Origin of the sequence: Erythrobacter rubeus, assembly GCF_014705715.1 — a bacterium.
Taxonomy (GTDB): Bacteria; Pseudomonadota; Alphaproteobacteria; order Sphingomonadales; family Sphingomonadaceae; genus Erythrobacter; species Erythrobacter rubeus.
The window spans coordinates 2,103,778-2,127,910 of record NZ_JACXLC010000001.1; the positions used below are offsets into that span (position 1 = coordinate 2,103,778).

The 24,133-nt window shown below is 62.0% G+C and carries 31 protein-coding genes, 1 tRNA gene and 1 pseudogene; 19 read left to right on the top strand and 14 right to left on the bottom strand.

What is annotated here, in order from left to right:
- Window positions 1-26: 26 nt before the first annotated feature.
- The 3 genes from IB285_RS10390 to IB285_RS10400 all read right to left on the bottom strand — a co-directional run bounded on the left by IB285_RS10390 (window position 27) and on the right by IB285_RS10400 (window position 2,993).
- On the bottom strand, window positions 27-491 hold the full coding sequence (locus IB285_RS10390; RefSeq protein ID WP_190788109.1) for a hypothetical protein: 465 nt from the start codon (window positions 489-491) through the stop codon (window positions 27-29).
- Between the two features lie 241 nt (window positions 492-732).
- Entirely contained in the window at window positions 733-1,236 is a 504-nt protein-coding gene (bfr, locus tag IB285_RS10395; RefSeq protein WP_190788110.1) for a bacterioferritin, read from the bottom strand.
- 446 nt (window positions 1,237-1,682) lie between these two features.
- Window positions 1,683-2,993, bottom strand: a complete 1,311-nt coding sequence (locus tag IB285_RS10400) for a DUF418 domain-containing protein (RefSeq protein ID WP_234033123.1) — start codon at window positions 2,991-2,993, stop codon at window positions 1,683-1,685.
- Between the two features lie 210 nt (window positions 2,994-3,203).
- On the opposite strand from IB285_RS10400, the gene IB285_RS10405 reads away from it, so the two are divergent.
- Genes IB285_RS10405 through IB285_RS10415 form a run of 3 tightly spaced genes read left to right on the top strand, consistent with a single transcriptional unit; the run spans window position 3,204 to window position 5,932 of the window.
- Entirely contained in the window at window positions 3,204-3,926 is a 723-nt protein-coding gene (locus IB285_RS10405) for a ParA family protein (protein WP_190788111.1), read from the top strand.
- A 15-nt stretch (window positions 3,927-3,941) separates the two neighbouring features.
- The gene (locus tag IB285_RS10410) at window positions 3,942-4,538 is read left to right on the top strand and encodes a type II toxin-antitoxin system HicB family antitoxin (RefSeq protein WP_190788112.1); all 597 of its coding nucleotides are present in this window, start codon (window positions 3,942-3,944) and stop codon (window positions 4,536-4,538) included.
- Between the two features lie 17 nt (window positions 4,539-4,555).
- On the top strand, window positions 4,556-5,932 hold the full coding sequence (locus IB285_RS10415) for an SPOR domain-containing protein (protein WP_190788113.1): 1,377 nt from the start codon (window positions 4,556-4,558) through the stop codon (window positions 5,930-5,932).
- Between the two features lie 68 nt (window positions 5,933-6,000).
- Here the strand turns inward: IB285_RS10415 and IB285_RS10420 are convergent, their stop codons facing one another.
- Together IB285_RS10420 and IB285_RS10425 are read right to left on the bottom strand one after the other, a co-directional pair.
- Window positions 6,001-7,230 (bottom strand): dihydroorotase, encoded by a 1,230-nt coding sequence (locus tag IB285_RS10420; RefSeq protein WP_190788114.1) that lies wholly within the window; start codon window positions 7,228-7,230, stop codon window positions 6,001-6,003.
- A complete protein-coding gene (locus IB285_RS10425; protein WP_190788115.1) occupies window positions 7,227-8,243 on the bottom strand; it encodes an aspartate carbamoyltransferase catalytic subunit in 1,017 nt (338 codons plus the stop codon). The genes IB285_RS10420 and IB285_RS10425 overlap by 4 nt, the downstream gene beginning before the upstream one ends.
- Window positions 8,244-8,386: 143 nt before the next feature.
- Between IB285_RS10425 and sppA the strand changes: the two genes are divergently transcribed.
- Entirely contained in the window at window positions 8,387-10,273 is a 1,887-nt protein-coding gene (gene sppA, locus IB285_RS10430) for a signal peptide peptidase SppA (RefSeq protein ID WP_190788116.1), read from the top strand.
- A gap of 83 nt (window positions 10,274-10,356) precedes the next feature.
- Window positions 10,357-10,431 (top strand) — tRNA-Val (locus tag IB285_RS10435).
- A gap of 123 nt (window positions 10,432-10,554) precedes the next feature.
- Here the strand turns inward: IB285_RS10435 and IB285_RS10440 are convergent.
- The 8 genes from IB285_RS10440 to IB285_RS10470 all read right to left on the bottom strand — a co-directional run bounded on the left by IB285_RS10440 (window position 10,555) and on the right by IB285_RS10470 (window position 13,651).
- Window positions 10,555-11,646 carry a site-specific integrase gene (locus tag IB285_RS10440; RefSeq protein WP_190788117.1) on the bottom strand — a complete coding sequence of 364 codons (1,092 nt, stop codon included), beginning with the start codon at window positions 11,644-11,646 and terminating at the stop codon, window positions 10,555-10,557.
- 193 nt (window positions 11,647-11,839) lie between these two features.
- Window positions 11,840-12,193, bottom strand: coding sequence for a hypothetical protein (locus tag IB285_RS10445; RefSeq protein WP_190788118.1), 354 nt, complete (start codon window positions 12,191-12,193; stop codon window positions 11,840-11,842).
- Window positions 12,190-12,330, bottom strand: coding sequence for a hypothetical protein (locus IB285_RS10450; protein WP_190788119.1), 141 nt, complete (start codon window positions 12,328-12,330; stop codon window positions 12,190-12,192). The genes IB285_RS10445 and IB285_RS10450 overlap by 4 nt, the downstream gene beginning before the upstream one ends.
- Entirely contained in the window at window positions 12,327-12,449 is a 123-nt protein-coding gene (locus IB285_RS15100) for a hypothetical protein (RefSeq protein ID WP_268888708.1), read from the bottom strand. Before IB285_RS15100 ends, IB285_RS10450 begins: the two co-directional genes overlap by 4 nt.
- Window positions 12,446-12,871, bottom strand: coding sequence for a hypothetical protein (locus IB285_RS10455; RefSeq protein ID WP_190788120.1), 426 nt, complete (start codon window positions 12,869-12,871; stop codon window positions 12,446-12,448). The genes IB285_RS15100 and IB285_RS10455 overlap by 4 nt, the downstream gene beginning before the upstream one ends.
- Window positions 12,868-13,053 carry a hypothetical protein gene (locus tag IB285_RS10460; RefSeq protein ID WP_190788121.1) on the bottom strand — a complete coding sequence of 62 codons (186 nt, stop codon included), beginning with the start codon at window positions 13,051-13,053 and terminating at the stop codon, window positions 12,868-12,870. Before IB285_RS10460 ends, IB285_RS10455 begins: the two co-directional genes overlap by 4 nt.
- Entirely contained in the window at window positions 13,053-13,373 is a 321-nt protein-coding gene (locus IB285_RS10465; RefSeq protein WP_190788122.1) for a hypothetical protein, read from the bottom strand. Before IB285_RS10465 ends, IB285_RS10460 begins: the two co-directional genes overlap by 1 nt.
- Window positions 13,373-13,651, bottom strand: a complete 279-nt coding sequence (locus IB285_RS10470) for a hypothetical protein (protein WP_190788123.1) — start codon at window positions 13,649-13,651, stop codon at window positions 13,373-13,375. The genes IB285_RS10465 and IB285_RS10470 overlap by 1 nt, the downstream gene beginning before the upstream one ends.
- Before the next feature lie 131 nt (window positions 13,652-13,782).
- On the opposite strand from IB285_RS10470, the gene IB285_RS10475 reads away from it, so the two are divergent.
- Window positions 13,783-14,319, top strand: a complete 537-nt coding sequence (locus IB285_RS10475) for a hypothetical protein (RefSeq protein ID WP_190788124.1) — start codon at window positions 13,783-13,785, stop codon at window positions 14,317-14,319.
- On the opposite strand, the gene IB285_RS10480 is transcribed toward IB285_RS10475, so the two are convergent.
- Complete coding sequence (locus IB285_RS10480) at window positions 14,316-15,065, bottom strand: S24 family peptidase (RefSeq protein WP_190788125.1); 750 nt, start codon at window positions 15,063-15,065, stop codon at window positions 14,316-14,318. The genes IB285_RS10475 and IB285_RS10480 overlap by 4 nt on opposite strands.
- Before the next feature lie 87 nt (window positions 15,066-15,152).
- On the opposite strand from IB285_RS10480, the gene IB285_RS10485 reads away from it, so the two are divergent.
- The 13 genes and pseudogenes from IB285_RS10485 to IB285_RS10540 all read left to right on the top strand — a co-directional run bounded on the left by IB285_RS10485 (window position 15,153) and on the right by IB285_RS10540 (window position 23,562).
- Window positions 15,153-15,458, top strand: a complete 306-nt coding sequence (locus IB285_RS10485) for a hypothetical protein (RefSeq protein WP_190788126.1) — start codon at window positions 15,153-15,155, stop codon at window positions 15,456-15,458.
- The gene (locus IB285_RS10490; RefSeq protein ID WP_190788127.1) at window positions 15,448-15,876 is read left to right on the top strand and encodes a hypothetical protein; all 429 of its coding nucleotides are present in this window, start codon (window positions 15,448-15,450) and stop codon (window positions 15,874-15,876) included. The genes IB285_RS10485 and IB285_RS10490 overlap by 11 nt, the downstream gene beginning before the upstream one ends.
- Before the next feature lies 1 nt (window position 15,877).
- Complete coding sequence (locus IB285_RS10495; protein ID WP_190788128.1) at window positions 15,878-16,480, top strand: hypothetical protein; 603 nt, start codon at window positions 15,878-15,880, stop codon at window positions 16,478-16,480.
- Complete coding sequence (locus IB285_RS10500; protein ID WP_190788129.1) at window positions 16,480-17,019, top strand: hypothetical protein; 540 nt, start codon at window positions 16,480-16,482, stop codon at window positions 17,017-17,019. Before IB285_RS10495 ends, IB285_RS10500 begins: the two co-directional genes overlap by 1 nt.
- Window positions 17,016-18,125, top strand: a complete 1,110-nt coding sequence (gene dnaN, locus IB285_RS10505; RefSeq protein ID WP_190788130.1) for a DNA polymerase III subunit beta — start codon at window positions 17,016-17,018, stop codon at window positions 18,123-18,125. Before IB285_RS10500 ends, dnaN begins: the two co-directional genes overlap by 4 nt.
- A gap of 4 nt (window positions 18,126-18,129) precedes the next feature.
- On the top strand, window positions 18,130-18,375 hold the full coding sequence (locus IB285_RS10510) for a hypothetical protein (RefSeq protein ID WP_190788131.1): 246 nt from the start codon (window positions 18,130-18,132) through the stop codon (window positions 18,373-18,375).
- Window positions 18,375-18,740: a hypothetical protein gene (locus tag IB285_RS10515; RefSeq protein ID WP_190788132.1), complete on the top strand. Its 366-nt coding sequence runs from the start codon at window positions 18,375-18,377 to the stop codon at window positions 18,738-18,740. The genes IB285_RS10510 and IB285_RS10515 overlap by 1 nt, the downstream gene beginning before the upstream one ends.
- Entirely contained in the window at window positions 18,737-19,363 is a 627-nt protein-coding gene (locus IB285_RS10520) for a hypothetical protein (protein ID WP_190788133.1), read from the top strand. The genes IB285_RS10515 and IB285_RS10520 overlap by 4 nt, the downstream gene beginning before the upstream one ends.
- The gene (locus IB285_RS10525; protein ID WP_190788134.1) at window positions 19,360-19,947 is read left to right on the top strand and encodes a hypothetical protein; all 588 of its coding nucleotides are present in this window, start codon (window positions 19,360-19,362) and stop codon (window positions 19,945-19,947) included. Before IB285_RS10520 ends, IB285_RS10525 begins: the two co-directional genes overlap by 4 nt.
- Entirely contained in the window at window positions 19,947-20,339 is a 393-nt protein-coding gene (locus IB285_RS10530) for a hypothetical protein (RefSeq protein WP_190788135.1), read from the top strand. The genes IB285_RS10525 and IB285_RS10530 overlap by 1 nt, the downstream gene beginning before the upstream one ends.
- A 2-nt stretch (window positions 20,340-20,341) precedes the next feature.
- Window positions 20,342-20,782 (top strand): annotated as a pseudogene (locus tag IB285_RS15215) (DNA cytosine methyltransferase); the annotation flags it as partial.
- A gap of 52 nt (window positions 20,783-20,834) precedes the next feature.
- Entirely contained in the window at window positions 20,835-21,596 is a 762-nt protein-coding gene (locus tag IB285_RS15030) for a hypothetical protein (protein WP_234033124.1), read from the top strand.
- A gap of 115 nt (window positions 21,597-21,711) precedes the next feature.
- On the top strand, window positions 21,712-23,562 hold the full coding sequence (locus IB285_RS10540) for a DNA primase family protein (RefSeq protein ID WP_190788137.1): 1,851 nt from the start codon (window positions 21,712-21,714) through the stop codon (window positions 23,560-23,562).
- Window positions 23,563-24,133 lie beyond the last annotated feature (571 nt).

A 24,133-nucleotide genomic window follows, 5' to 3' on the forward strand; every position in this document is an offset into this window, starting at 1 on the left:
CCAATAGTCTCCCGCCAAGCGAGCGCTTATTTCAGCATTTCCACTTTTCTGAGCGCGTAGGTGCCCTGAATCTTGCGGATCTTGTTGTAGAGTTCGAGCACGGTCGTGTTGCCCTGATCGATGTTGGCTTTTCCATACGCGTCGAGGAAAGCCATGTAGCGTTCCTTGCTCGGTCCGACGGATGCTGTGTCGGGGAAGACCACGATCAACACCATGTTGAAGTGATTCTCGCCATAGGGAACTCCGTAGATGGCGAAATCCTTGATATATCCGAGGTCCTTCTGGACCTGGTTTGCGGCCACCCACGTGCTTCTGAGCCCTTCAAGATAGGTCTCGAACTGTCCTTCGTCGACTTTGACGAGGGTCATCTCGACGACCTCCTCGGCCGGCTCATAGTCTTCGTAGATTTCGATATCGGCCAGCGCCGGAGTGGACATGGCGAGTGTCGCCGCGGCGAACCCGCCCGCGATGGTCTTTACAAGTGTTTTCATGGAAAAGCTCCAAAGTTCGAAAGGTGCGACCCAATCGAATTGGAAGACGTACCCGCCTCAAAAAAACCGGCAGGACGGTTGTGTGAATTACCCCCGCTTCACGCTCCCTGGACGCATTGCTGCCTCCGGGACCGGATGCTGTCAAACTTAGAGTTAACGGTCTTGTACAGATACGACACAATGCAAAAAGGCGAAGCCGACCGGCCTCGCCTTTCACAGCCTCGGCGCCCCTCAGTGGCGACTATTTCGCGCCGGCATTGGTTTCGCCTTCTCCTGCGGGATGGCTCTGCAGCTGCACGTAATTCTGCAGCCCCATCCGCTCGATCATGTCGAACTGGGTTTCGAGGAAGTCAACATGCTCCTCCTCATTGGCGAGGATATCTTCGAAAATCTGCTCGGACGTGTAATCCTTCACGCTCTTGGCGTGTTCGGCCGCATCGCGAAGCAATGGGATCGCTTCCTCTTCCAGAGCGAGGTCGGCCTTCAGGATTTCCTCGACCGTCTCACCAACCTTCAGCTGGTGGATCGCCTGAAAATTGGGAAGCGCTTCGAGGAAGAGAATGCGCTCGGCCAGACGGTCGGCGTGCTGCATTTCCTCGATGCTTTCGTGCCGCTCGTATTCAGCGAGCTTGGTCACGCCCCAGTCGGCGAGGACGCGGTAGTGCAGCCAGTACTGATTGATAGCAGTCAGCTCATTCGTCAGAGCCTTGTTGAGATATTCGATGACCTTTGCATCGCCCTTCATGGCGGTGTTCCCCTTCGCAGACAGCCGCATGGATGTGCGGCCAAATGGTGATTACGTGCCACCATATATGCGCGCTTAAGTCAGCTTGAGCAAGAGGCTGGGCCAAAAATATCGTTAGGATTCAGGTGTTTGCAATCCGCTCGCAATAGCGCGGAGGCAACCTAGACTGCGACGTTTTCGCAAGAAGCAAGCGCGCGTTCCTGATCGATGATTTCACCAGCCTTACCAAGGCATTGGCCGCAATTGGGTCGTTTGCCGAGTGTTGCGTAAGTGGCCTCGGCATCGCCGCCATGGCCCAAAGCTGCCGTGCGAAGGTCAGTTTCACGTATCGCGTTGCAAATGCAGATATACATAAGGCTAAAGAATCACTCCTGCGAAGCGTTTGCAAAGCCAAGATATGCGAATTATTCTCAATAGCAAGCAGAAAAGTGAATGCCGTCCCCAGGTCAGCGGCGGATAGGAAACACCTTGCCATAGGTCAGGCAGCGCCACAGCCATTCGAGCGGTCCATAACGAAACCGCTCAAGCCATGGTTTCGACCACAGCAGCATCAAACCGCATGTCAGCAGAGTGACCAGATAAAGCTCGGGACGGCTGAGCTCTCCAAACAATCCGAGCGCCCAGCCCTGGAACACGAACAGCATCAGGATCGACGTGCCCAGATAATTTGTGAAAGCAGCTCTTCCCGCTGCCCGCACACGCTCCGCCAACTCGCCTCTCCAGCGATCCGAGTACTCGACCATCAGGGCCGCCAAGCCAAGCACCATCAGCAGCTGCGGAATCGAACTCCAGCCGACGAATGCGGCCAGCATGGCATAGTAGCCGAAGCCTGTGCTCATCAGGAACAGGCCGATCCCGAAATTCAGCAAGGCACCAATGATCAGCCCAGTCCAGCCCCAAAGGCGCATTTTTCGAGACGGGAAACCTCCGCCGAAAAACCCAAGTCGATAGAGCGCCACGCCAAGCAGCATCAGCGGAATAGTCTCGAGTGCGAAGATCAGCACGTTACCGATCGGGTCCGCACCATGCTCGCTCAGCCTGTGGGAGAGCACGCCCGCATAATCGCCCGACCGGATAAGCTCCGTTTCGACGTTGGAGTCAGCGAGCGCAGATGCCTGCGCCTCGAGAGTTCCCTCGCGCACTTCGCTAAACTGGGCCTGCTCCCCCAGTGAAGTTTCGGCGACAAGGTACGGGAATGTCAGCATCGCCGAATAGAGGAGAGCCCCAAATACAAAGCCGATTAGGCCTGTAAGCAACTGCGCTTCTGCGCCCCATTTAAGACAAGGGACGATCAGAAAACCGATAACGGCGTAATAGAGAAGGATATCGCCGGCCCATATCAGGTAGTAATGGATCAGGCCGAACAGGAGCAGGATGAAGAGGCGCCAGATCTGCCGCCACCTTGTGCCGCCGCGCGCCCAGGTCCGCTCCATGAAAAGATACAGGCCCGCCCCAAAGAGCAGCGTAAACAGCCCGCGCATCTTTGAATCGATGATGACGAATTGTGCCACCAGCAACCAGTCGGAAACCGGTCCATGCTCGGTCAGGAAAGCGTCCGGGTACATATAGGCTTGAAAAGGCTGTCCGAACGCAACGATGTTGGCGGCCAGTATTCCCATCACCGCTATACCGCGGATAAAATCCAGGCTTTCGATCCGCTCCCCGCGCCTCACCGGAGCGATCGCGCCCTCGCCGGTCCGCTCGGTCGATGCCGCCAACTGCCTACCAGCCATGTCTGGCGTTGTCGCGCCGCTCATAAAAAGATCCCCACCTTGTCCCGTCAATCAAGCGTAGCAGCAGTTTGACCGAGAGTAAGAGGCTTTTGTGCGATCCCTGGAAACCACTCTACCCGCGCGGGTCCGGCCGCAGCTGCACATGTTAACCCAAAATTAGGGGTAGTCTGCGATCCCAATGTCACTCAGTCGCATTCGTGCGGCATCAACGGTCTTAAATAGGGGGACCTGGCGTTGCGTGTACTCGCTTTGGCATCGCAGAAAGGCGGATCGGGGAAAACGACCCTGTCCGGGCATCTGGCCGTACAGGCTCAGCGCGCTGGCGCTGGTCCAGTCGTACTTATCGATATCGATCCGCAAGGTTCACTGGCCGATTGGTGGAACGAGCGTGAGGCGGAATACCCCGCTTTCGCGCAGACCACAGTTTCGCGGCTTGCAAACGATCTTGCGGTCCTGCGTCAGCAGGGATTCAAGCTCGCGGTGATCGACACTCCGCCTGCAATCACCATGGCTATCCAGTCGGTGATTGGCGTTGCGGAATTGATCGTCGTTCCAACGCGGCCCAGCCCGCACGATCTGCGCGCCGTGGGCGCTACCGTCGATCTGTGCGAACGCGCTGGCAAGCCGCTGGTGTTCGTCGTGAACGCGGCGACGCCGAAAGCCAAGATCACATCGGAAGCCGCCGTCGCTCTGTCGCAGCACGGTACCGTGGCTCCGATCACACTTCACCACCGCACTGATTTCGCAGCCTCGATGATCGATGGCCGCACGGTGATGGAAGTTGAGCCCGAGGGTCGCAGTGCAGCGGAAATAACCGCGCTATGGAAATATATCTCGGATCGCCTTGAAAAGAACTTCCGCCGGACTGTCTTTGCAGCCGCTCCGGGTGGTGGACAGCCCCAGGCTATGGGTTCAGGGCGCGCAGCCGGTGGCTTTGGCCGCCGGGTCGCTCAATAAGGAGTCACCCGCGTGATGTCCGAAGCCAGCTTCGCCTCGCTCAACCCGGCCCTGCTCGCTCGCAAAGGCGGCGCGAAACCGGCCATGCGTCCGCAGCTTACGCCCATGCCGCAGGATCCTGCTGCCATGGCGGCGCTCGCAGATGAGCAGCTCGAAGATCTCGGCTGGAACGATATGGGCCAGGACGAGGGCGACAATTCGGTTCACACCGGCCCGGCCGAAACCGCGGATATTGTGTCGATCTCATCGAAGGCGGCCAACGAAGATGGATCGATCGGCGAAAGCCCGGTCGTCCTCCGCCAGCAAAAAGATCTCTCGGATCGCATTCTCGCAAACGCTGTCATGGACGTCGCGAGCAGCGAAGACACCGCTCAGAACGTGAAACCCGCTTCGAAGAAGAAGTCGGCTGCCAAGAAGACCAAGAAGGCTGGAAAAACCGGCAAGCGCGCGGCCTTCACGCTGCGCCTCGACACCGAACGCCATCTTAAACTTCGCCTTGCATCGACGATGCAGGGCATCAGCGCGCAGGCGCTCGTCACAGAAGCGCTCGATGCACTGCTCGAGCAATTTTCAGAACTCGACGCGCTCGCCGAGCGCATGAAACCCAATTGAAGCTGGCGGCAAGCCATATGAGCGATACAGGACAGGGGATTAAGACAATGGTCGGGACCGATAGTCACAACGAAAAGGGCACCATGATCTCGCCGAAAATGGGCCTCATCATGACAACCGCCTTGGCCAGTGTGGCGCTGACAGGCTGCACCACATCGGTCGCCGCTCCCGCGCATAGCTCTTTTGCAAAGGCGCAGATCGCGCTTGAGAAGGGTCAAGTCGACAAGGCTGTCACCCACGCAGAAGCCGCCGTCCTGTCCGAACCACGCAATCCCGGTTTCCGCGCGATGCTCGGCGCAGCTTATCTCGAAGCCGGCCGGTTCGATTCGGCTGCGACCAGTTTCAAGGATGCCCTTGAACTGGGTGACGAAGATCCCCGCACCGTGCTGAGCTATGCACTCGCCAAGACAGCTGTGGGCAGCCACGGCGAAGCTGTCGCGATGCTCCGTAATTGGGAAGCTGCCATCAACCCTGCCGATCTCGGTCTAGCACTCGCGCTCGCAGGCCAGCCGGAACGCGGTGTTCACGTTCTCACCAACGCCCTGCGCGGCGGCCAGAATACGGCCAAGGTCCGTCAGAACCTCGCTTACACCTACGCGCTTGCAGGCAATTGGCGTGCAGCGCGCGTCATGGCAGCGGAAGACGTGCCAGCCAACGAGCTCGATACGCGCCTGTCCAGCTGGGCGGCAAATGCACGGCCCGAAGACCATCAGGTCCGCGTCGCAAGCCTGCTTGGCGTCAACCCGACCAGCGACGGCGGCCAGCCGACGCACCTCGCACTCGCCAACTTCCCGAGCCAGGACATGCTGGTGGCCGAATCCGCTGCGCAGGCACCGGAAGAAGTTGCAGCCGACCTCACTGAGAATGAACCCGCGGTCGAAGCCGCTCCAGCAGTTGCCGAAGCTACTGTCGCTCCGGTCCCGGCAGCACAACCTGCAGCCAAGCCAGCGCGCCGCTATATTTCCGAGGCAGTGGTTCAGAAACTCCCTGAGAAGGCTGTGAAGAAGGTTGCGGCCAAGCCCGCTCCTAAAAAAGCACCGGCTCGGATTGCAAAATCGCCGTCGCAGCGCCGCATGGCCGTCGCGTCGGGTAAGGCCGCTACCCATCTCGTACAGCTCGGCAGCTTTGAAAGCCGCGCTATTGCCGAAAGCAAATGGAACGAGTTCAAGTCCAAATTCCCGCAGCTGAAGCAGCACGATGTCGTGATCACCGAAGCTGTCGTGAACGGCACCACATATTTCCGCGTGGCCGCAGCCGGTTTCGGCCAGGCAACCGCGAGCCAGATGTGCTCGGCAGTCAAATCGACGGGCCGCGGGTGCTTCGCCTATGCTGCGTCCAACCCGCCAGCAGGCGCGGTCGATCGCGGCGTACGGATTGCTGCCCGCACTCGCTGAAGTTTATCCATCTACCGAATACGAGGACCCTCGGAGCGACAGCTTCGGGGGTTCTTCTTTGCCGGAAACTAGATCGGCACACCGCCCTTGATCAGCTGGACGACGCGGCCTTGCGTGCCTTGGCGGTCGAACGGCGTGTTGTCTGCGGTCGCGTTCATTTTGGTCCGGTCCACAAACCACGGCGCATCGGGATCGATGATCGCGATATCCGCTTCGAGGCCTGCCCTCAGAGCTCCCGCTTCGACGCCAAGCAGCCGCGCAGGCTCTGCTGCCAGCAACTGGAACGCACGGGCCGTATCGATCACCTCGTCACGGACCAATCCCAAGGTCATTGCAAGCAGCGTCTCTGCGCCTGCCATGCCCGGCTCCGCATCGGCGAATGGCAGCCGTTTGCCTTCCGGCCCGCGCGGATCGTGGCCGCTTGAAATGACATCGACCACGCCTTCGCCAATCGCTGCGAGCGCAGCCTGACGATCGGCTTCGGAGCGGAGCGGCGGTGAGAGACGGGTGAAGGTGCGGAAATCGACCGATGCCAAGTCGGAGAGCAGGAAATGCGCAGGCGTAATCCCGCAAGTCACATTGACGCCCCGTGCCTTCGCCTCTCGGACCAGGTCGAACCCGCGCGCGGTCGTCACTTGCCGGAAATGGATGCGCGCACCGGACATCTCTGCAAGAGCGATATCGCGCGCCAGCGCCAGCGCCTCCGCTTCGGCTGGCGCGCTTGGCAGACCGAGCCGCGTCGCAATCTCGCCAGCGGTCGCGGCTGCTCCGCCCGTCAGCGCCGCATCCTCGGGATGTGCGACGACGACGAGGTCCAGCATTGCGGCATATTGCAGCAGCCGCAGCATCACGCCGCTGTCGGCGATCCATCCTCGGCCCGTCGCGACGCCCCGCGCACCTGCGTCCCGCATGAGCGCGATCTCGGCAAGTTCCATGCCCGCAAGCCCGCGTGTCGCCGCAGCAAGAGGATGCACCCAGAGGTCGGGTTTGCCGCTCTTCGCTATATAGTTGATACGGCTCGGATAATCGAGCGGTGGCGACTGATCCGGCATCAGCGCAGCACGCGTGATCCCGCCAAAGTGAAACGCGGGTTTGTCGATTGCAAAGACGCCGAGATCGATCAGCCCGGGCGAGACAAGCTTGCCCTCCGCATCGATCACCTCGTCATCATCCTGCGCCCGAACATCGGCTCCTAGTGCCGCGATCAGACCATGCTCAAGGCGGATCGAGCCATCGGTCACACCTCCGGGCGTGACGAGCTTGCCGCCAATGATCGTCAGGGCGCGCGACTGCTTCATGTCCAGCCCTCCACACCGCGTGCCGAGCGAGTGAGGATGTCGAGGCTGGCCATGCGGATCGCGACGCCCATCTCGACCTGTTGAGTGATGATCGACCGGTCGAGCATGTCGGCGACTTCACTGTCGATCTCGACCCCGCGGTTCATCGGGCCCGGATGCATAACGATCGCATCGTCTGCCGCATGTTCGAGCCGCGCTTTCGTAAGGCCGTAGAGGTGGTGATATTCGCGCTCCGAAGGAATGAATTGCCCAGCCATCCGTTCCGACTGGAGCCGCAGCATCATCACGACATCGGTTCCGGACAGAGCCGCATCGAAATCGAAGAAAGGCTCCACTCCAAGCGCATCAATGCCTGCGGGCATCAGCGCAGGCGGCGCGCAAACCCTGACGCTCGCGCCCATGGCCTGCAGGCACAGGATGTTTGAGCGCGCGACACGGCTGTGCAGGATGTCTCCGCAAATCGTGACCTTCAATCCGGTAAAGTCTTCCGCATCGTCCCCGCGCTCACGCAGCTTGTGGCGCAGCGCAAGAGCATCGAGCAGCGCCTGCGTCGGGTGTTCATGGCTGCCATCGCCTGCGTTAAGCACAGGGCAATCGACCTTGTCCGCGATCAGCTGGGTCGCACCGCTCGATCCATGCCGGATCACGATCGCATCGGCGCGCATCGCGTTAAGCGTGATCGCCGTGTCGATCAGCGTTTCACCCTTTTTCACCGAACTTTGCGCCGCGTGCATGTTCACCACGTCCGCGCCAAGCCGTTTACCCGCAATCTCGAAGGAAAGCAGCGTCCGGGTGGAGTTTTCGAAGAAGGCGTTGATTATGGTAAGGCCGGTCAAAAGGCCGACATGTTTCGCGCTCTGGCGGTTCAATTCCACCCATTGCTCGGCCTGATCGAGCAGATAAAGGATTTCGTGCCGCTCCAGCTGTCCGATACCGGTCAGGTCGCGGTGCGGGAATGCGAGACGTCCCGCGGGAAAGCGGCCAGACGTCGTGGAAGTTTCCGTGCCTGTCATTAAAGCCATGCCCTTAGTCGAGCGCTATGCTGCGCTCAACCCATTGCTTGCACACTTCGCGATGGAAATGGCCGGGTTTCCTCCCTAGATGGGAGCTGTAATCAGAGGCGGCGAGGGTCCGCGATACAAAGGGCGCATAATTTATGAGTTTCGTCGGTAAAGTCTGGAAGTTCATGGTCGGCGTGAAGGACGCACTCGTCCTCGTCTTCATGCTGCTCTTTTTCGTCGCGCTTTTCAGCCTCCTCTCCGCTGCGCCTAACCCCGGCCAGGTTCGCGACGGTGCGCTTTACATGGAAGTTTCCGGCTACATTGTGGAGGAACGTTCTCCGGTCGATCCTTTCGCTGCACTGCTCGCCGGGGAAGCGCCGCCCATGGAATTTCAGGCCCGCGACCTCGTCCGCGCACTTGATGCCGCGGCGAGCGATGACCGGGTCAAGGCAGTCGTGATGGATCTCACGACCTTCATCGGCGGCGGCCAGGTCCACATGCAGGAAATCGGCGAAGCGATGGACCGCGTTCGCAAGGCCGAAAAGCCGGTCTTCACTTACGCGCTCGCTTACGGCGACGACCATATGCACCTCGCGGCGCACGCGTCGGAAGTTTGGGCAGACCCGCTTGGTGGTGCGCTGATCGCAGGCCCGGGCGGCAGCAACCTTTACTATGCCGATCTGCTCGATCGCTTGAACGTGAATGCCCGCATCTACCGCGTCGGCACGTTCAAGGCTGCGGTGGAGCCCTATTCGCGCAATTCGATGTCTGAAGAGGCGCGCGAGAATATCTCCGCGCTTTACGGCGCGCTATGGGAAGAATGGCAGGCGAATGTCAAAAAGGCCCGGCCCGCGATCGATCTCGATCAAGTCACCGCCGACCCCGTCGCATGGGTTGAAGCCAGCCAGGGCGATCTGGCCAAAGCAGCTTTGGCAGCGGGCCTCGTCGACAAGTTGGGTGATAACGTCGAATTCGGCAATCGGGTGGCCGAGGTCGCCGGAGCCGACAATTGGGACAAAAGCCCAGGCACCTACGCCAAGAGCGATTTTCTTCCCTACCTCGCCGATGTTTCGCGATCGAGCAGCGGAAAAGCCATAGGCGTCGTCACGGTCGCGGGCACCATTGTCGATGGTGACGCCGGGCCAGGTACCGCCGGCGGAACGCGCATTGCGGACCTGCTGGACGATGCTCTCGATGACGACCTCGCCGCACTCGTGGTGCGCGTGAATTCGCCAGGAGGCTCGGTCACGGCATCAGAAGAGATACGCCGCGCGATTGCGCGATACCGGGCGAAGGATATCCCTGTCGCCGTTTCATTCGCCAATGTCGCGGCGAGCGGCGGTTACTGGGTTGCGACATCGAGCGACCGCATCTTTGCACAGCCCGAAACGATCACCGGATCGATCGGGGTCTTTGCCGTGCTACCCACTTTCGAAGACGCAGCGCAGGAAATCGGGGTCAATGCGGATGGGTTCCGCACCACGCCGCTGTCGGGGCAGCCCGACCTCATCGCCGGTCTGACTCCTGAGGTCGATACGATCCTGCAGGCGACGATCACCGATACCTATGCGGACTTTCTCGAACGGGTCAGCGATGCGCGCGGGATGACGCCTGCACAGATCGATACGCTGGCACAGGGCCGCGTCTGGGACGGCGGATCGGCCCGCCAGCTTGGTCTGGTCGACCAGTTCGGCGGTCTGGATGACGCGCTCAAATGGGCAGCCAAGGAAGCCGGCCTTGAAGAAGACGGCTGGCACCCGCGCTTCCTCGGCACGCAGGCGACCAATTACGATTCGCTCATTCGGCAGATGCTGGGGAGTTCATCGGCACCCGCTCAGAGCGCTCAAGGCGCGGACCTGTTCGCTCGCGCAGCCTTTCAACAGGAGGCGACTCTTTCGCGCCTGCTGGCTGATGCGGATCGCCTCACCGGAACGCGCGGCATCCAGGCCTATTGCCTTGAGTGCCCTGTCGATGCTCCGCCTGCTCGCGGCAAAACCGCTGCGGGCCTGATCGAGGTCTTCCAAGCGCTGCTGGCGAAATAGCGCGGCCGCGCGCGGCACCCCTTGCAACGAGACCGCCGCGGCAGTAGATGCGCGCCTCTGCCCTTGCCCTACGGCAAGCGAGCGGGCGCGTAGCTCAGTGGTAGAGCACACCCTTCACACGGGTGGGGTCGCAAGTTCAATCCTTGCCGCGCCCACCATTAAAAGCCTCTGAAATATAGCGTTTTTCCAACTGCCGCACAATCTTCGGTAGTTGCTCGATGCGGAACATTGCAGGAAAATTCGCGAACAAACGGCTCGTATCGGTACAATTCCCGTACAAGCTAGCCGACCGCCCTGCCCAGTTTCAGGCCCGTTTCCTGCTCGGCTGCGCGCAAACCTCGATAGAATGATTCGTGGACCTTGGCGGCGACATCCTCGCCGTGTGTGTATGTCCGTCGCATCAGCGCGGTATCGCTCCAGCCTCCGAAAGCGCCCGCTGCCTTTTCGTCGATCGGCTGCCTGACGTTCATCTCCTGTCCGAAGCCGTGCCGGCCGGCGGAGTGGAACGGCAGGAACTCGATCTTCGCTTTCCTGCAAGCGTTCGCCCAAGCCTTCCTCGGTCCACTCCTCGAGCTCCATCCGAAGACGCGGAGGTTTGCCGGTTTGCGCTCAAAGCCCCTCGGATAGAGCGGCGGCAGGTTGGCCAGATCGGCCACCATCTCGGGCGGGATATCGAGCCAGCGATCGCCGTGGCCTTTTGCGCCCGGCACGCACAATTTCCCCTCTTGCAATCGCAGGTGCTTCCCCGGATGCATTGCGCACGCCTGGCTGATGCGCGCGCCGGTGACGAACATCGTAAGCGCCAGCGCTCCAAGCCGTTCGTTTGCGACGCTGCGAAAACACAGCAGCCATTCCCAGCTGCCGGGCGGATAGCGCCTGCGCCCAGTCGACCCGCGCAGCGAATCCTGCCCCGCCCTCTCCTCTTTCGAGAAGCCCCGGATCCTGATTGGTGCTGCCTTACCCAGATCGTGAGCGTGATTGATCACGGCGCGCACCGGCGTCACGACCTGGCGCGTCCAGGTGGCGGTGCCGGTTTCGGGATAAAGCTCAGGCGCGAGCTGACGCACCATCAACGGCGTGATCTGCGCGAGCGGGGTGTCGCCCCAGCGTTCGACGATCGGGATCAGGTAGGCGGCGGTTGTCGCGTCGGCGGGATAGAGCAGAACCGCCTCGGCAAAGGTCAGCGCCGCTTCGTCGCCAACGAGGTGACGACGGATCGCGCGCTCTTCTTTGGCGGCGATCCATTCGAGCGCGCCTTGGCGTGAAGCTGCTCCAGTGCTTTGGCGGTAGTATTCGCTGATGGGGCGGCCGAGATATTCGATCCGGCCTTTCGCCCACCACGTTGCGCCGCGGAGGTAGGGTTGGAGGGGCATTTTTCTGCGTCCTTGAGAATCGCGTCCATGTGATCGGGCGTGATTATCATCGCCCGGCCGAGCTTCATGCAAGCCCCGAGGCGATTGGCGCGCTCGCGCAGTGTGCGCTCGGAGATGGGAAGCCCCTGTTTCTCGAGGAGTTTCACCCATTCGGCCGGCGGCTTGCCTGCGTCGAGAGCGGCGACGCCGGTTGTCATTTAGCGAGAGCCTTCCTCATGTAGTGGGACCGCTTTGCGTTACGATTAGCCTTGTCTTGCCGCGCTCGCCGCTCTTCGGGGTCATCCGTCGCGAGCATTTTGTCGGCATGGCTTACAGCGTATTCATTAAACCACTCGTCCGCCTTCCCAATCGCCTCCCGAAGCGCTTTGTTCTCTGCTCCTAGAGTGGCGATGGATTGCTCACGGTGACGAGCGAACGCTTCCAGGAGGCGCTGGCCGTTCGAGCCTGCCATCTGCATTTGAACGCCGATAGAAGCGCCGTCGCGAATGAAAGTGTTGCACGCCTCCCGATCCGCCTCGGTGATTGTCCGTTTGGTTGAGGTGGTCATGCGAGCAGCGCCGCGAAGATCCCCGCCAGGCAACAGCCGGCGGCGAGGCTCACGAAGCACACCATCGCCGTTTTGTGGCGCGCGCGGCGGATTAGTTGCCGATCGTGATAGGGATCGGGTGAGGGATAGGTCGTCATGCGAGCATCCTTTGAATTGCAAATACGATTAGCGGGGCGCCGTGCCCGATCGCGGCAAAAACGATTGCCAGTCCGGTGCAGAGCGCAAAGCTGTCGACGATGGCGCGAAGGTTTGTCATGCCGCTTCCTTCATCAGCCTTGGGTCGGGGGCGATCGGTTCGATCACCGTTGTCGCTTCGCAGCCCAGCGCGACGGCGAGACCTTGCAAATCCCAGCAGCGCTGAAGCTTGGCGAGATCGTTTCGATCGGTCAGCCAAGCGCGCACAGCGACATCGCGAGCGCGCGCCAGCTCGGCGCGGTATTCGTCCGGATCGGCGATTTCCCACGCGCGGAGCTGCGACTTTGCGCCGGCAGGCCAGATGCACTCGACCTCGCGCTGCGGCAGGTCGCAATCGAAGGCCGCTGCAATGGCGAGCCAAAGCCGCGCGCGGTGGTTGGCGACGTCGCGCTTCCATTCCTTCGCGAGCGCCTTGCGCTTGCAGATGGTAAGGCGGCGGTGGAATTCCTCGGTAGCAATGCGGGTGCGGGTCGGAGCGCTCACAGCGTCACCGTCTTCGTCTCAACCTTCTCGATCTGTGCAGACTTGCTTGTCAGGCGAACGTCAAAACCGCGCTTCTTGAGCTCATCGCGAGCAGAAACGACGATTTCGCGGGCCTCCCGAAGTTTGTCGGCAAGCTCTTGGTCGTTGTGTCCAGACCAGTCGTGCTTTCCGGCAACCTTCATCACGCCCTCCCCTTCGCCGGGCGTTTTGCCTTGCGGGACTCGCGAGGCTTGCCTGCGATCGTGCGCCAGCTTTCGGGGGCGGCGAAGGGCTCACCGCTTTCGAGTTCGACATCGGCCTCGGTCTCGGCAAGCTGGTCGCGATCAAGCGTGATGTTACCGCTCGCGGTGCCGGTGCGGACCCAGCTGGGTTTGCGCAAATCCTCGCGGCGGCAGAACACCCGGTCGTCGGCGCGGTGCTGCAAGATCTTCAGCTTGCGCCCGGTTGCCTTTTCGAAACAAAGCGAGCCGACTTGCGGGAAGGGAACGTCGAGAGCGATCATCAGCGGGGAGCCTTCATCGCTGGCCCTTGATCGTAAGTGTCCGGCGTTTTGCCCTTTCCATCGAAATCGGGCGCAGGCATCACCCGATCTTCGGAAACTTCGACACGGTTCACATCGAGCCAACGACCATTCGGGACTTCACCATCCTTCGCCTTGGGGGCGAGGCTGACCTGAACGCAGCCGTACAAGTCGAAGCAAACGCTATCGATGACGCCCTCAAGTCCGGAAACCCGGTCTGTCGCCCTCAATCCCAGCAGCTCAATAGTTGATTTGATCATGGAAATACTCCTGTTGAATTGCGGGATGAATAATGCGGGATATATCCCGTGTCAACGATAAATACGGGATTTGTCCCGCTGGCACTTGGGCAGCTGTCCGCTAGGCTCGTTTGAAAGGAGTGTATTTCGTCATGGGGAAAAAGTTCTTGGCCGGCGCGCTTGTGTTCCTGCTCGCCGTTGTCGCGCTCGTCGGTATTGGCCCTGATCCGGAATCGGAGTCAGAGATGACTGCAAATGCGGAGGTCCAGTCCCAGCCAATAGCCGAAAGCGGCGGAGCGGGCGGTCCTTCCGCGAGACTGCGGGAAGCAAGAGCGATGGCGGCTCCTTGCAGCGATGCGATGGTATCAATGGGTGACGCATTCTCCAGCGTCACCTCGGCTGCCGATTTCGAGCGCCTCCGTCAGTTCGGTAACGCTACCGCAACGGCGTGCTCGGCGGCTGTCGATGCTTTCAAGTCTGTCGAGGAAGAGTTCGACAGCAGGCGGGCGGGCGAAACTGCGTTCCGTTGCCGTCAGGCGTTTTTTATGATGCAGCGGATCGGAGAGCGCGTCGGCGATATCACCATTGAAAATGCGGAATCGACGCTAGGCCGTATGCCGACCCTCACTGATGCCGCGCAAAACCTGCAATCCGAATGCCTGTCGATGATGGCGAGCGAGCTTAATTAACCGAATAGCAGCTCGGTCTGCTGCAGCACGCGGTGGATGCGGGAGATGCGCTCTCGCGGGACGATGAAGGTGCGATCAGGATTGAACTGGTGCAACACTGTCTCGCGCGCGTTCTGGCTGACGAGCCGCTTCACAAGCACCGTCGCGACATCGTTGTCCTCGCCATTGTTCAATTGGACCAGCACGTAATCGCCGGGGCGCGGTGGCCTGGTCGGGTCGACAATGCCAACCTCGCCCGGTTCGAAGCGCGGCATCATGCTCTCGCCTTGGAAATAGATTGCGTAAAGTTGGGCATTGCCGGTGAGCGCGGGCGGGCGCCGGATCAGGCGCACCGTGTGATCAGGATCGAAGCTCGATCGCTCGATGTCGACAAGGTTGCCCTGCTCGTCGCATAGCTGGATCTCGGCGCAATCTCCGGTGCCGACAAGCGGGATGCCAGGCTCTTCGGGGCGCTCCGGCCCGCGCCACGCCTGAGGCACTTCGCGAATTCCGACTTCGCTGACGACCTGCTCCGGCGATCGCGCGCTGCCGGTCAGCCAATCGATGCTTACACCAAGTTCCTCGGCGAGCCCGCGCGTGTTTTCGACCGAAGGATCGTGACCACGGCGTTTCATATCACGAATCAGATCAGGCTTGCCCGTGACGCGCATGGACAGTTCGCGGGCGCTTATCCCAAGCTCTTTCCGCTTCCGCTCGACGCGGTCGATCATGCGATGTTCGCCCGGAATTTCGGTCGTTTCGGCCATGGGGGAATCATCCCGCAAAAGCGAATTTACCGCCAGCGGGACATGACCCGTTGACAAATGCGGGATATGTCCCGCATAAGGCTCGGCATGAGCAAGCATTCAGAAATCGAGAACCGGCGGCTGCGCGACGGATTGCGGGCGGCGGCTGACGAGTGGTGCGCAGCGACCGGGCGGACGCACGGCGCATTGTCCAGCCTCGTCGCGAATCACGGAGGCGCGCTGGCGCGGCTCGATGATCCGGCATCGGCGATTACCGATCTCAAGCTCGAGCAATTCGCCCGCTGGTTGATGCAGCCCGGAAACTGGCCGGAAAGCGAAGTCGGGGAGAAGGCGCTCGAATTTGCTCATCGCGTGGGAGTTAGCGTGACCAAGGAGCAAGATCATGTCGTCTAACCTCGCATCGCAACAAAATCTCGCGAACAGGTTTGCCAACGTGCTTCGACGGTTCGAGCACGAGGGTGGCTGCATTGACGCTTTGGCGGGGTCGGTCGGTGAAACGTCGCGCGATCTTCGTCGATGGGCGGACGGAACCAAGATGCCCGCTCATGTTTTTAGCGCGCTTCTCGGAGAGTTACCACGTCATCTCGCTGACGAGATGGTTCGTCCGACCGGATTGAAGCTCATCGATAGAGACTGTGCCGACAGTGCGAATGCGCTTTCGGTTGCCGCCCAGGCGAGCGCGCTTGCAGCGGACATTGCCGAGCGTCATGCGGACGGGAGGTTCTGCCATCGCGATGCAGCCGCTGTTCGTGATCTTCTCCAGCGCATCCTGCCCGACTTCGAGAACCTCGCATCGGGAGGTGCGGAGTAAGATGGGCTCGGGAGGGATCGCCACCAAGGAAACCTATTCGATCCGTCTTGCGGTCGCGGTCGAGGTGGATGCGCTCGATGCGTGGTTTGCCGAGGCCAAGCCGGGCGAGCGCGAGCGTTATGCCGAGGGCTTCGAACTGCCGCGCGATGCGCCGAGCGTGAAGCGCGCGCGCGAGCTCGCCCAAGCGCAGGCCGCGCACCTTCTGACCCAGCGCCATGCGGACGATCCGCGGCGCACGACCTGGCTTATCGAAAAGCGCGGACGCCCACGATCCCAGGGCGACGCGCGCAAGGGGCGGGGGCCTACGCCCCCCCAAAATCCCGGTCCCCGCCCCGACCTTACTCGCGAGCAGATGCGCTCGCTTTTGAACCGGCTGCGAAAGGCGGCGCATGACGGTGAGCCTTGCCCGTCGCGCACGGCGCTGGCGCAGTACCTTGCCCTCGGCAAAGCGCGGCGCGGGCGTGATCGGATCGGATATCTCCTGAAACGCCTCGAGCGCGAGGGAGCGATCGAACTGATCGCAGGCGATGCGACGCGTCCGCCGGTTGTGACAATCCTGAAAGCAGGCCGCGCGCGCGGCAAATCGACGAAAGGGGAGCGGTGATGTCCGGTCACATTTTCAAAGCAGAATTGCCCGATCTGCAGGCGTGGGCCGCGGGGCAGATGGTGCGCGCGCCTGATTTCGTGATCGGTGACAATTACTTGCGGCGCTGGTGGATCCTGCCGCGGAACAATTACCTCAACATCTATCTCCACGAATTTCGACGCAGCGATGACGACCGCGCGCTGCACGATCACCCGTGGCCATCGACAAGTTTCATCATTGAGGGCGGCTATCTCGAGCACACGCCCGAAGGCGTTTTCAAGCGCAAGGCCGGCGACGTGGTCGGCCGCGAAGCCGAGGCGATGCACCGCGTGGAGCTGTTCAAGTCTGGCAGCGGCGAGAGCCCTGCAGTCAGCCTGTTCGTCACCGGATCGAAGGTGCGTGAGTGGGGCTTCGATTGCGCGCAGGGTTGGGTCAGCTGGATGGACTTCACCAATTCGGAACATCCCGGCCAAGTCGGGCGCGGTTGCGGCGAGCCAAGCGATCCCACCGCGGTCACACCGCGCGGCGAGGCTCCCAAGCGCGAGGTGACAGTGTGAGCGAGTTTGCATTCGAAGTTGGCGCGGGGGATCTGGCACGTGTCATGAAGGTGGCGGCGCAGGTTGTCGAGAGGCGCAACACGCTGCCTATCCTGGGCCATGTCCTGATCGACGCGTCGGATGAAGAGTTGCGGGTGACCGCCACCGATCTCGATGTCGAGTTCACGCAGTCGATCCCGGCAAAAGTGAAGGCCGATCTGGCGCTGGCGATCCCGGTCGAGCGGCTTGCGGCGATCGCCAATGCGGTGGATGCGAAGTCGTTCATTTGTTTCGCTGCCGACGGAAATGGCCGGGTGGTGCTGCGATCGGGGCGAAGCCGCTGGACGCTGGCGGTGCTGCCGGCGGAAGACTTCCCGCGCATGCCGATCAAGGAGACGGCGGCTGCGATTGCGATCGATGCCGCGCGGCTTGCCGCGGTGCTGGCGCGCGTGATGCCGTTCCGTTCGACCAACGAGGTAAAGTTTTATCTGCACGGTCCGCTTTGGCACGGCGAGAACGGCCAGCTGGCGCTTGCTGCGCTGGATGGAAACATTCTGTTTCAGCAGATCGTCGATGAAATCGATTGGCCGGAGGGCGCACCTGAAATCATCCTGGGGCCGAAGGGAGCGCGGATCGCTGAATTGCTTTGCGCGGCCGGTGGCCAAGCGCAATTCCGGTGGAGCGAAGCGCGGATCGAGTTTGATCTCGGCGATGCGCGGCTGATCGCCAAGAATATCGACGGCACCTTTCCCGATTATCGCCGAGTGATTGCGCGCAAGAGCGACACGCCGGTGACGCTGAACGTCGAGACCGTGCGCAAATCGCTCGCGCGGCTGCGCATCGCTTCGGACAAGAAAACCAACGCGGTCGACCTCGATCTGGAGGAGGGCACGCTCGCGCTGTCGATGCGGAGCGGTGACGGCGAAGCTTCGGCCCGAGCGGAGATCGCGATCCAGAACGGCGCGGTCGGGGCAAGCGCGTTCAACGCGCAATATCTCGACACGATGCTGGCCGCAATCGGTGGGGCAGACGTGGTGATGCACCACGATGACGGCGCCGCGCCGGCGCGGTTCGAACCGGCCGAGCCCGATGGCTGCGTCGGCACGATCATGGTGATGAGGAGATAGGATCATGCACAACATTCACGGTGGTTTCGCCGACCTGGCCGAGGCGGTCTATTCCGATGATCTGGCGAAAGCGCGGCTAATCCTAGACGGGATGAACACCGATCTAACGCGCCGTGCGAAGCGCAAGGCGGGATTGGTGTCAGCGTCGACGCTGGAAGCGCCGGTGCGCGAGCAATTCCCACGGCCGGGCGCGAAACCGGGCGATATGCTTGGCCCCAAAACGAAGCGACGGAACAAGCGAGCTGCCTGATGCCGGACTCGGTGCGCCACTCCATTGCCTTGCGGCTCGCAGACGGGCCTGTCTGGATGCGGTCGTTCCAGGCGGTGAAGCCAATCGTCGATGCGATGGTGGCGGACGATGAACTTGGGCGCGCAAAGCCCGAGAGCGGCGTCGGGTGGAATATGATCGCGCTGACCCGGCGCGGCGCGGATCGTTACGGCGTCGACTGCAAAAGGGTGGTGCGCTCAAACAGCGAATTGCTCGACGAGCTCGCCGAGCACATTGCCAACGGGCGCGGCGTCGTACCGGCGGCGAAGCTGACGGGAATCCCGGAAACGCACGCACTGGCTATCTGGCGCGCGCATTGCGGGCGGATCGGGGAGCAGGCGACGTGAGCGATGCGTCTCCCCTTCCCGGCCTCATTCCATCCTCGGTCCTGGTGGAGCGGGCCTGCCGATACGGCAATGTCCCACGCTCGGCAGTGCAATCGACCAAGCGCAAGGGCAGGCCGCGCGGTCCGGTCTCCCGGCTGCGCTGGGCGGTGGTTCATATCCTGAGGCAGCAATATCCCGATAGGCATTTGCGCGCGCTTGGCCGTCCGGTGAGGATCGCTGATCATTCCTCCGTCCTCTACGCCATCAAGCGCGCCGATGAACTGGTGCGGCATGGCGATCCTGACTTCCAGGACTTGCTCGCCTTTCTGCGCGAGGGCGATGGCGACGACGCGCGTTCGCTGCCTGGTTGGATCGAGCGCGATCCGCCTGCCGAGACGGGCTGCGACAAGATTAACCGCGCTGCGATGCGTCTGCCGACGACTGACGTTTTTACCTCCGGCAAATTCGACGCTGTATTTGGTGAGAGCGGACCGATCATGCCGCGCGAAGAACTGGAGCGACGGATCGCGGAGGTGAGCGAGAGACGCTTTGCGCACGAACGGGCGATGATTGCGGCCGAGCAGGCGCGATACGGCATGACGCGCCAGACGCGCGCGCGACCGCTTTCGGGGCAGCCAGCATGAGCGGGATGCCCGATCTTAACGGCTTCATGCTGGCGCATGGCGTTTCGTGGGCCTCGTGCCAGCGATTGATGGCGCTGGGAGTGCCGGGGCGCTTTGTTGCCGAGCTCGGCGCGCGGCTTGCAATCGGGCAGGCGCGCGTCTGCCTCATGGGCGGCGGGCGGTTCTGGGAGCCGCGCGGGCCGGATGCGCGCGTGATGCTCGCCTGTTTCGAGGGTGAGCATCTGATCGATATTGCTGCCTTTGCAACCAGCTTTCCCGCCGAAGTCGCGCTGGCGACCGGCGATGGCTGGTGCCTCGGCGAAGACGCGATCCGCGATTGTGAGCGAAGCGCGCTGGCGGGCCGGTATCCGGTGCTGCGACTGGTTGCCGATCCGCTGGAATGGCTGCGTTCAGGAGGGAAATCGTTGTGCGTGCTTGATTGGGCGCGCGCGATCGGGCGGCTCCGGTCGCTGGGCGAGAGCGTGACGATCGAATGCGATGCTGGCGCGGGCGAGCAGCTGAAAGCGCGGCTGAAGCATGGCGGCCTGCCAAGAGTGAAAGAGCGCGCGCCGGTGGCGCGTGCGCGCGAGGAGGAGGCGGCGTGATGTTTCGCGGGATTTTGCATTGGTTGCTCGGCAACCAGGCGGTGCCTTCACGGCAGCCGGACGTGCCGAAGGTGATCGACCGGCGCGGACTCAACGAGGATTGGCAGGCTGGCGACCTGGCGCTTTGTCTTTGTCATGACCTAACGCCGGTCCCGGATGGGCGCGTGCCGCGACGTGGCCAAATCTACCGGGTTCGCAGCATTATCGAGGGTAGCCCGCAAGGCGATGACGGGGTTCTGTACACCGCGCTGGTGCTTGACGGCTTTCCGTTGATCAGCGGTTGGTGGTGCAGCCATTTTTGCAAAGTGAGGCCCGAGGAAAATGCTGCCGACCTTTCCGAATGCGAGCAATTGCGCGATCTTGTGAAGCGCCATGAAATGGAGACGGCGTGAATGTGCTGGCTCTATGTGCCGGGGTTGGAGGGCTCGACCTCGGGATCAGAATTGCCCGACCCGACGCGCGCGGCATCGCTTACGTGGAGAGGGAAGCCCATGCCGCAGCGATCCTTGCCGCGCGGATGGAGGACGGGGCCTTACACCCGGCTCCTGTCTGGTCTGACCTTGCCACTTTCGACGCTCGAGAATGGTGTGGCATCGTGGATTGCGTCACTTCGGGAGATCCCTGCCAACCGAATTCCGTCGCCGGAAAGCGCGGCGGAGAGGCAGACGACCGATTCCTTATCGACCAAGTGCTGCGCATCGTCGAGGAGTGCCGGCCGCATCGTGTCTTCCGCGAAAACGTGCCGGGGAACGCGGACGGACAGCTTGCCGCCATCGTCGGACCACTGGAAGCATTGGGCTACCGCGTTGCGGCGGGAATATTCAGCGCGGCCGAAGTCGGCGCCAGTCACAAGCGCGAGCGATTGTTCATCATGGCTGACCGCATCGGTGATCGATACGGCAGAAAAAACAGATCTGGCGAAAGTGCAGGCTCGAAGAGAGCGGCACAAGGCGCGCGGCATCAACGGGAACGGTTTCGGGGTATCGTTGAGCGAGAAAGCGCAGACCTGGCCAACGCCAATGGCAGGCAGTCCAGCGCGGGGCGAAAACAATGCAGCGGGCAATTCGGATTTCAGTCGGAAGGCGATGGAATTGGCGGGGGAGATGCAATGGCAGTCGCCTACCGTCGGGTTGACCGAGGGCGGCAGCAAAACACGCAGCGGTGCACGTTCAAGCGAAATGTTGCTCCCGGGGCAAGCGGAGCACTGGCCGACGCCAGCGAGCCGGGATCACAAGGGTGCGAACAGCACCGATCATGTGACCACGAACGGGACTGGGCGGATGCACATGGATCAGCTGCCGAACTTCGTGGAGCATTCTTTCCCCCTTTCGCCCCTAGTCCAGGCGATCCGCTCTGGCCCGCCATCGTCGAAGCCGTCCCGCTGGTTACTCCGGCTTTACCTGATGTTGACGCGGCCCGATATGCCGACCTTCAAGCGGAAGCGCTCCTGGGTCCGGAGGGTGAGTCGCCGGAAGCTCAATCCCTATTTCGTCGAGTGGCTGATGGGCTGGCCTATCGGGTGGACCGACTTCGCGCCTGCGGGAACGGCGTTGTCCCCTTGGCTGCAGCGCATGCGTGGCAATCTCTCGACGCTCTCCACGCCGAAGCCCGAGATCGGGAGCGTGCAGGGGAGTTTGTTTGACCAGTGACTCCCATGAATGCCATTCATCCGGCGGCGGAGCCGCCCAAAGCGCGACCGCGCGCCCGCAGGTGCTCGCGCACAGCGCGAGTTAGCGCCGAGGACGCTCGCGCGGAGGCGCGAGCATGAGGATAACAATCGCTCCCGATCTGCCGCGCGATCTTGCTTGCGCCTTTCTGCCGCTGACCGACCTCGGCAACGCCGAGAGGTGGCGGATGCGGCATGGCGATGACTTTCGCTTTTGCGACAAGATCGGGTGGTTCAACTGGGACGGGCGGCGCTGGCGGCTGCTTTCCGAGGAAAAGGACGCGCTGCCGGCCGAGGTGATGCAATCGGTGTTTGCCACGGTGCGCGCCGTCCGGAATGAAGCCGCGCTGGTGCGGGCGCTGGGCTGCGATATCGCCGATGTGCGCGATCGGTTTCCGGATTCGTCGGGCGGCGAGCAATCGTTCGGCACATTCATCGCTTGGGCAGGTGTTCGCAAGGACGAGGGTTGGGAGGATCTGGCCAAGGGGATTGCCCGCTCGCATCCGCCCGATGCGGACGGCAATCGCGGGCCGAAATACGACAAGGCCATCGGCGAAGCGCGCGATTTCGTTGCCGAATGCGAGACGCGTGATTTCGCACTCGAGACGATGCCATCGAAGCGCAAGCTTTGGTCGGATGCGATCGATGCGCATGCCAAGGCCTCTGAAGCTTTGGGCAAACTGGGCGCGGTGGCGAAGCTGGCGCGCGCCTTTGAAGGGATCGCCGTCGAGCCGGATGCCTTCGATGCTGACAGAATGGCGGTCAATGTGCTGAACGGCACGCTGCGATTGAAACGGCGCAGCGTGAAGCGATCTCCCGAAGAGGTGGCGGCCGGGAAATCGGCGTGGAAGGTCGATGGCTGGAAGGTCGTGAAAACTGCTCACGATCGCGGCGACCTGATCACGAAGCTCGCCCCGGTGAAGTACGCGCCCAGCGCCAAAGCGCCGGTCTGGGATGGGTTTCTGGAGCGGGTGCAGCCCGATCCGGTGATGCGGCGGTTCATCCTGCAATGGTTCGGCCTGTCGCTGACAGGCGATATCGGCGAGCAGAAGCTCGCGTTCTTTTACGGCTCCGGGCGCAACGGCAAGGGCACGGCGGTCGAGGCGGTGGCGCATCTGGCAGGCGATTATGCCGGGTCGATTCCGATCGAGAGTTTCCTGGACAATGGCATCAAGCGCCGCGGCGACCAGGCGACACCCGACCTCGCGCGGCTGCCCGGCGTGCGGTTTCTTCGCGTTTCCGAACCGGAGCGCGGAGCGCGGCTGAACGAAGGCCTTATCAAGATGGTGACCGGCGGCGATCCGGTCGATGCGCGGCACCTCAACAAGGGGTTCTTCACGTTTCAGCCCGATTTCAAGATGACGATTTCAGGCAATCACAAGCCGGAAATCAAGGACACGAGCGACGGGATCTGGCGGCGGATGCAGCTGGTGCCGTGGGCGGTGACCGTGGCGGTCGAGGATGTCGATCGTGACCTTCCCGAAAAGCTGCGCAGCGAGGCCAGCGGGATACTGAACCGGCTTCTCGAGGGGCTGACCGACTGGCGCGAGAGCGGCTTGATCGAACCGGATGCGGTGCGGATGGCGACGGCGGCCTATCGAGACCAGTCCGACGAGCTGGGGCGGTTCCTGTCGGAGACGTGCCTGGTTGGCGAGGATGTGCCTGAGCGCCCCCTGCGCGTCGGCGCGAAGATGCTCCACGACACCTATCTCGCCTGGTGCGACATGGCGGGCGGCGCGAGCTGGACGAACAAGGGCTTCAAGAAGGCGATGCTCGACAAGGGGTTCGAGCAGAAGACGAGCGACGGCATCAAGTGGATCGGCATCGCGCTGCGCGACGGCGTGACCCCGGAAACAATCCGAGACGGAAACTGGAGCGCGGCGGATGGCGCTGAAGAGGCGACTGGCGATGCCGGTGCCGGCGAGGAGGGCATCTATGACGATTGGTGATCAACCCCGGATACCCACTCGCCCTCGTTGTGCGCGGTGCTCTCGTTTCATCACCGTCGATATTCATGCGACGGACGAGCTCTGGCGCGAGGTCATCGGTCCGCTTCAAGGGCCGGGCTACATCTGCGCCGACTGCTTTATCAGAGCGGCGGACGAGCGGTTGATTGACTGGGTGCCTCATGTCCGATTTCGCGGCTACAGTTTGTTTGACCAATTCGAGATCCAAAACCGAGTGGCACCAGAGGTGCCCAAAGGGCGACCGCCCGCCCGCAGCGACGCGCCTGGAGGGCGTGAGAGCGAGGAACTCGCGTCGGCGGATGCCGATGCACGGGGAAGGCAAAGCCTTCCGCCATGAACACGGCGGAAGGGATGAATTGGCCATCACGGAAGGGAAAAAAGCGCGTCTTTTCAGGCGCTTCTTTTGATATGGAAGGGTCGGAAGGGTTTTCGGGGGTGACTATCGCGCGAGAACTGCGGCGCGGTTTCACACTGCCCTGACCTCTAATTCTATTCCGACCCTTCCGTCTCTCTCTTCAAAGAGAGGGAATATAGAGATTAAAGCATTGTTAGG

Coding starts and splice junctions, on each gene's coding strand:
- IB285_RS10450 (WP_190788119.1), bottom strand. CDS start 12,330: ATGACGACCTATCCCTCACCCGATCCCTATCACGATCGGCAACTAATC.
- IB285_RS10530 (WP_190788135.1), top strand. CDS start 19,947: ATGTTTCGCGGGATTTTGCATTGGTTGCTCGGCAACCAGGCGGTGCCT.
- IB285_RS10515 (WP_190788132.1), top strand. CDS start 18,375: ATGCCGGACTCGGTGCGCCACTCCATTGCCTTGCGGCTCGCAGACGGG.
- IB285_RS10415 (WP_190788113.1), top strand. CDS start 4,556: ATGAGCGATACAGGACAGGGGATTAAGACAATGGTCGGGACCGATAGT.
- IB285_RS10480 (WP_190788125.1), bottom strand. CDS start 15,065: ATGGCCGAAACGACCGAAATTCCGGGCGAACATCGCATGATCGACCGC.
- IB285_RS10465 (WP_190788122.1), bottom strand. CDS start 13,373: ATGATCGCTCTCGACGTTCCCTTCCCGCAAGTCGGCTCGCTTTGTTTC.
- IB285_RS10495 (WP_190788128.1), top strand. CDS start 15,878: ATGGGCTCGGGAGGGATCGCCACCAAGGAAACCTATTCGATCCGTCTT.
- sppA (WP_190788116.1), top strand. CDS start 8,387: ATGAGTTTCGTCGGTAAAGTCTGGAAGTTCATGGTCGGCGTGAAGGAC.
- IB285_RS10475 (WP_190788124.1), top strand. CDS start 13,783: ATGGGGAAAAAGTTCTTGGCCGGCGCGCTTGTGTTCCTGCTCGCCGTT.
- IB285_RS10400 (WP_234033123.1), bottom strand. CDS start 2,993: ATGAGCGGCGCGACAACGCCAGACATGGCTGGTAGGCAGTTGGCGGCA.
- bfr (WP_190788110.1), bottom strand. CDS start 1,236: ATGAAGGGCGATGCAAAGGTCATCGAATATCTCAACAAGGCTCTGACG.
- IB285_RS10540 (WP_190788137.1), top strand. CDS start 21,712: ATGAGGATAACAATCGCTCCCGATCTGCCGCGCGATCTTGCTTGCGCC.
- IB285_RS15100 (WP_268888708.1), bottom strand. CDS start 12,449: ATGACAAACCTTCGCGCCATCGTCGACAGCTTTGCGCTCTGCACCGGA.
- IB285_RS10525 (WP_190788134.1), top strand. CDS start 19,360: ATGAGCGGGATGCCCGATCTTAACGGCTTCATGCTGGCGCATGGCGTT.
- IB285_RS10500 (WP_190788129.1), top strand. CDS start 16,480: ATGTCCGGTCACATTTTCAAAGCAGAATTGCCCGATCTGCAGGCGTGG.
- IB285_RS10490 (WP_190788127.1), top strand. CDS start 15,448: ATGTCGTCTAACCTCGCATCGCAACAAAATCTCGCGAACAGGTTTGCC.
- IB285_RS10390 (WP_190788109.1), bottom strand. CDS start 491: ATGAAAACACTTGTAAAGACCATCGCGGGCGGGTTCGCCGCGGCGACA.
- IB285_RS10425 (WP_190788115.1), bottom strand. CDS start 8,243: ATGACAGGCACGGAAACTTCCACGACGTCTGGCCGCTTTCCCGCGGGA.
- IB285_RS10470 (WP_190788123.1), bottom strand. CDS start 13,651: ATGATCAAATCAACTATTGAGCTGCTGGGATTGAGGGCGACAGACCGG.
- IB285_RS10410 (WP_190788112.1), top strand. CDS start 3,942: ATGTCCGAAGCCAGCTTCGCCTCGCTCAACCCGGCCCTGCTCGCTCGC.
- IB285_RS10445 (WP_190788118.1), bottom strand. CDS start 12,193: ATGACCACCTCAACCAAACGGACAATCACCGAGGCGGATCGGGAGGCG.
- IB285_RS10440 (WP_190788117.1), bottom strand. CDS start 11,646: ATGCCCCTCCAACCCTACCTCCGCGGCGCAACGTGGTGGGCGAAAGGC.
- IB285_RS10510 (WP_190788131.1), top strand. CDS start 18,130: ATGCACAACATTCACGGTGGTTTCGCCGACCTGGCCGAGGCGGTCTAT.
- IB285_RS10420 (WP_190788114.1), bottom strand. CDS start 7,230: ATGAAGCAGTCGCGCGCCCTGACGATCATTGGCGGCAAGCTCGTCACG.
- IB285_RS10460 (WP_190788121.1), bottom strand. CDS start 13,053: ATGAAGGTTGCCGGAAAGCACGACTGGTCTGGACACAACGACCAAGAG.
- IB285_RS10485 (WP_190788126.1), top strand. CDS start 15,153: ATGAGCAAGCATTCAGAAATCGAGAACCGGCGGCTGCGCGACGGATTG.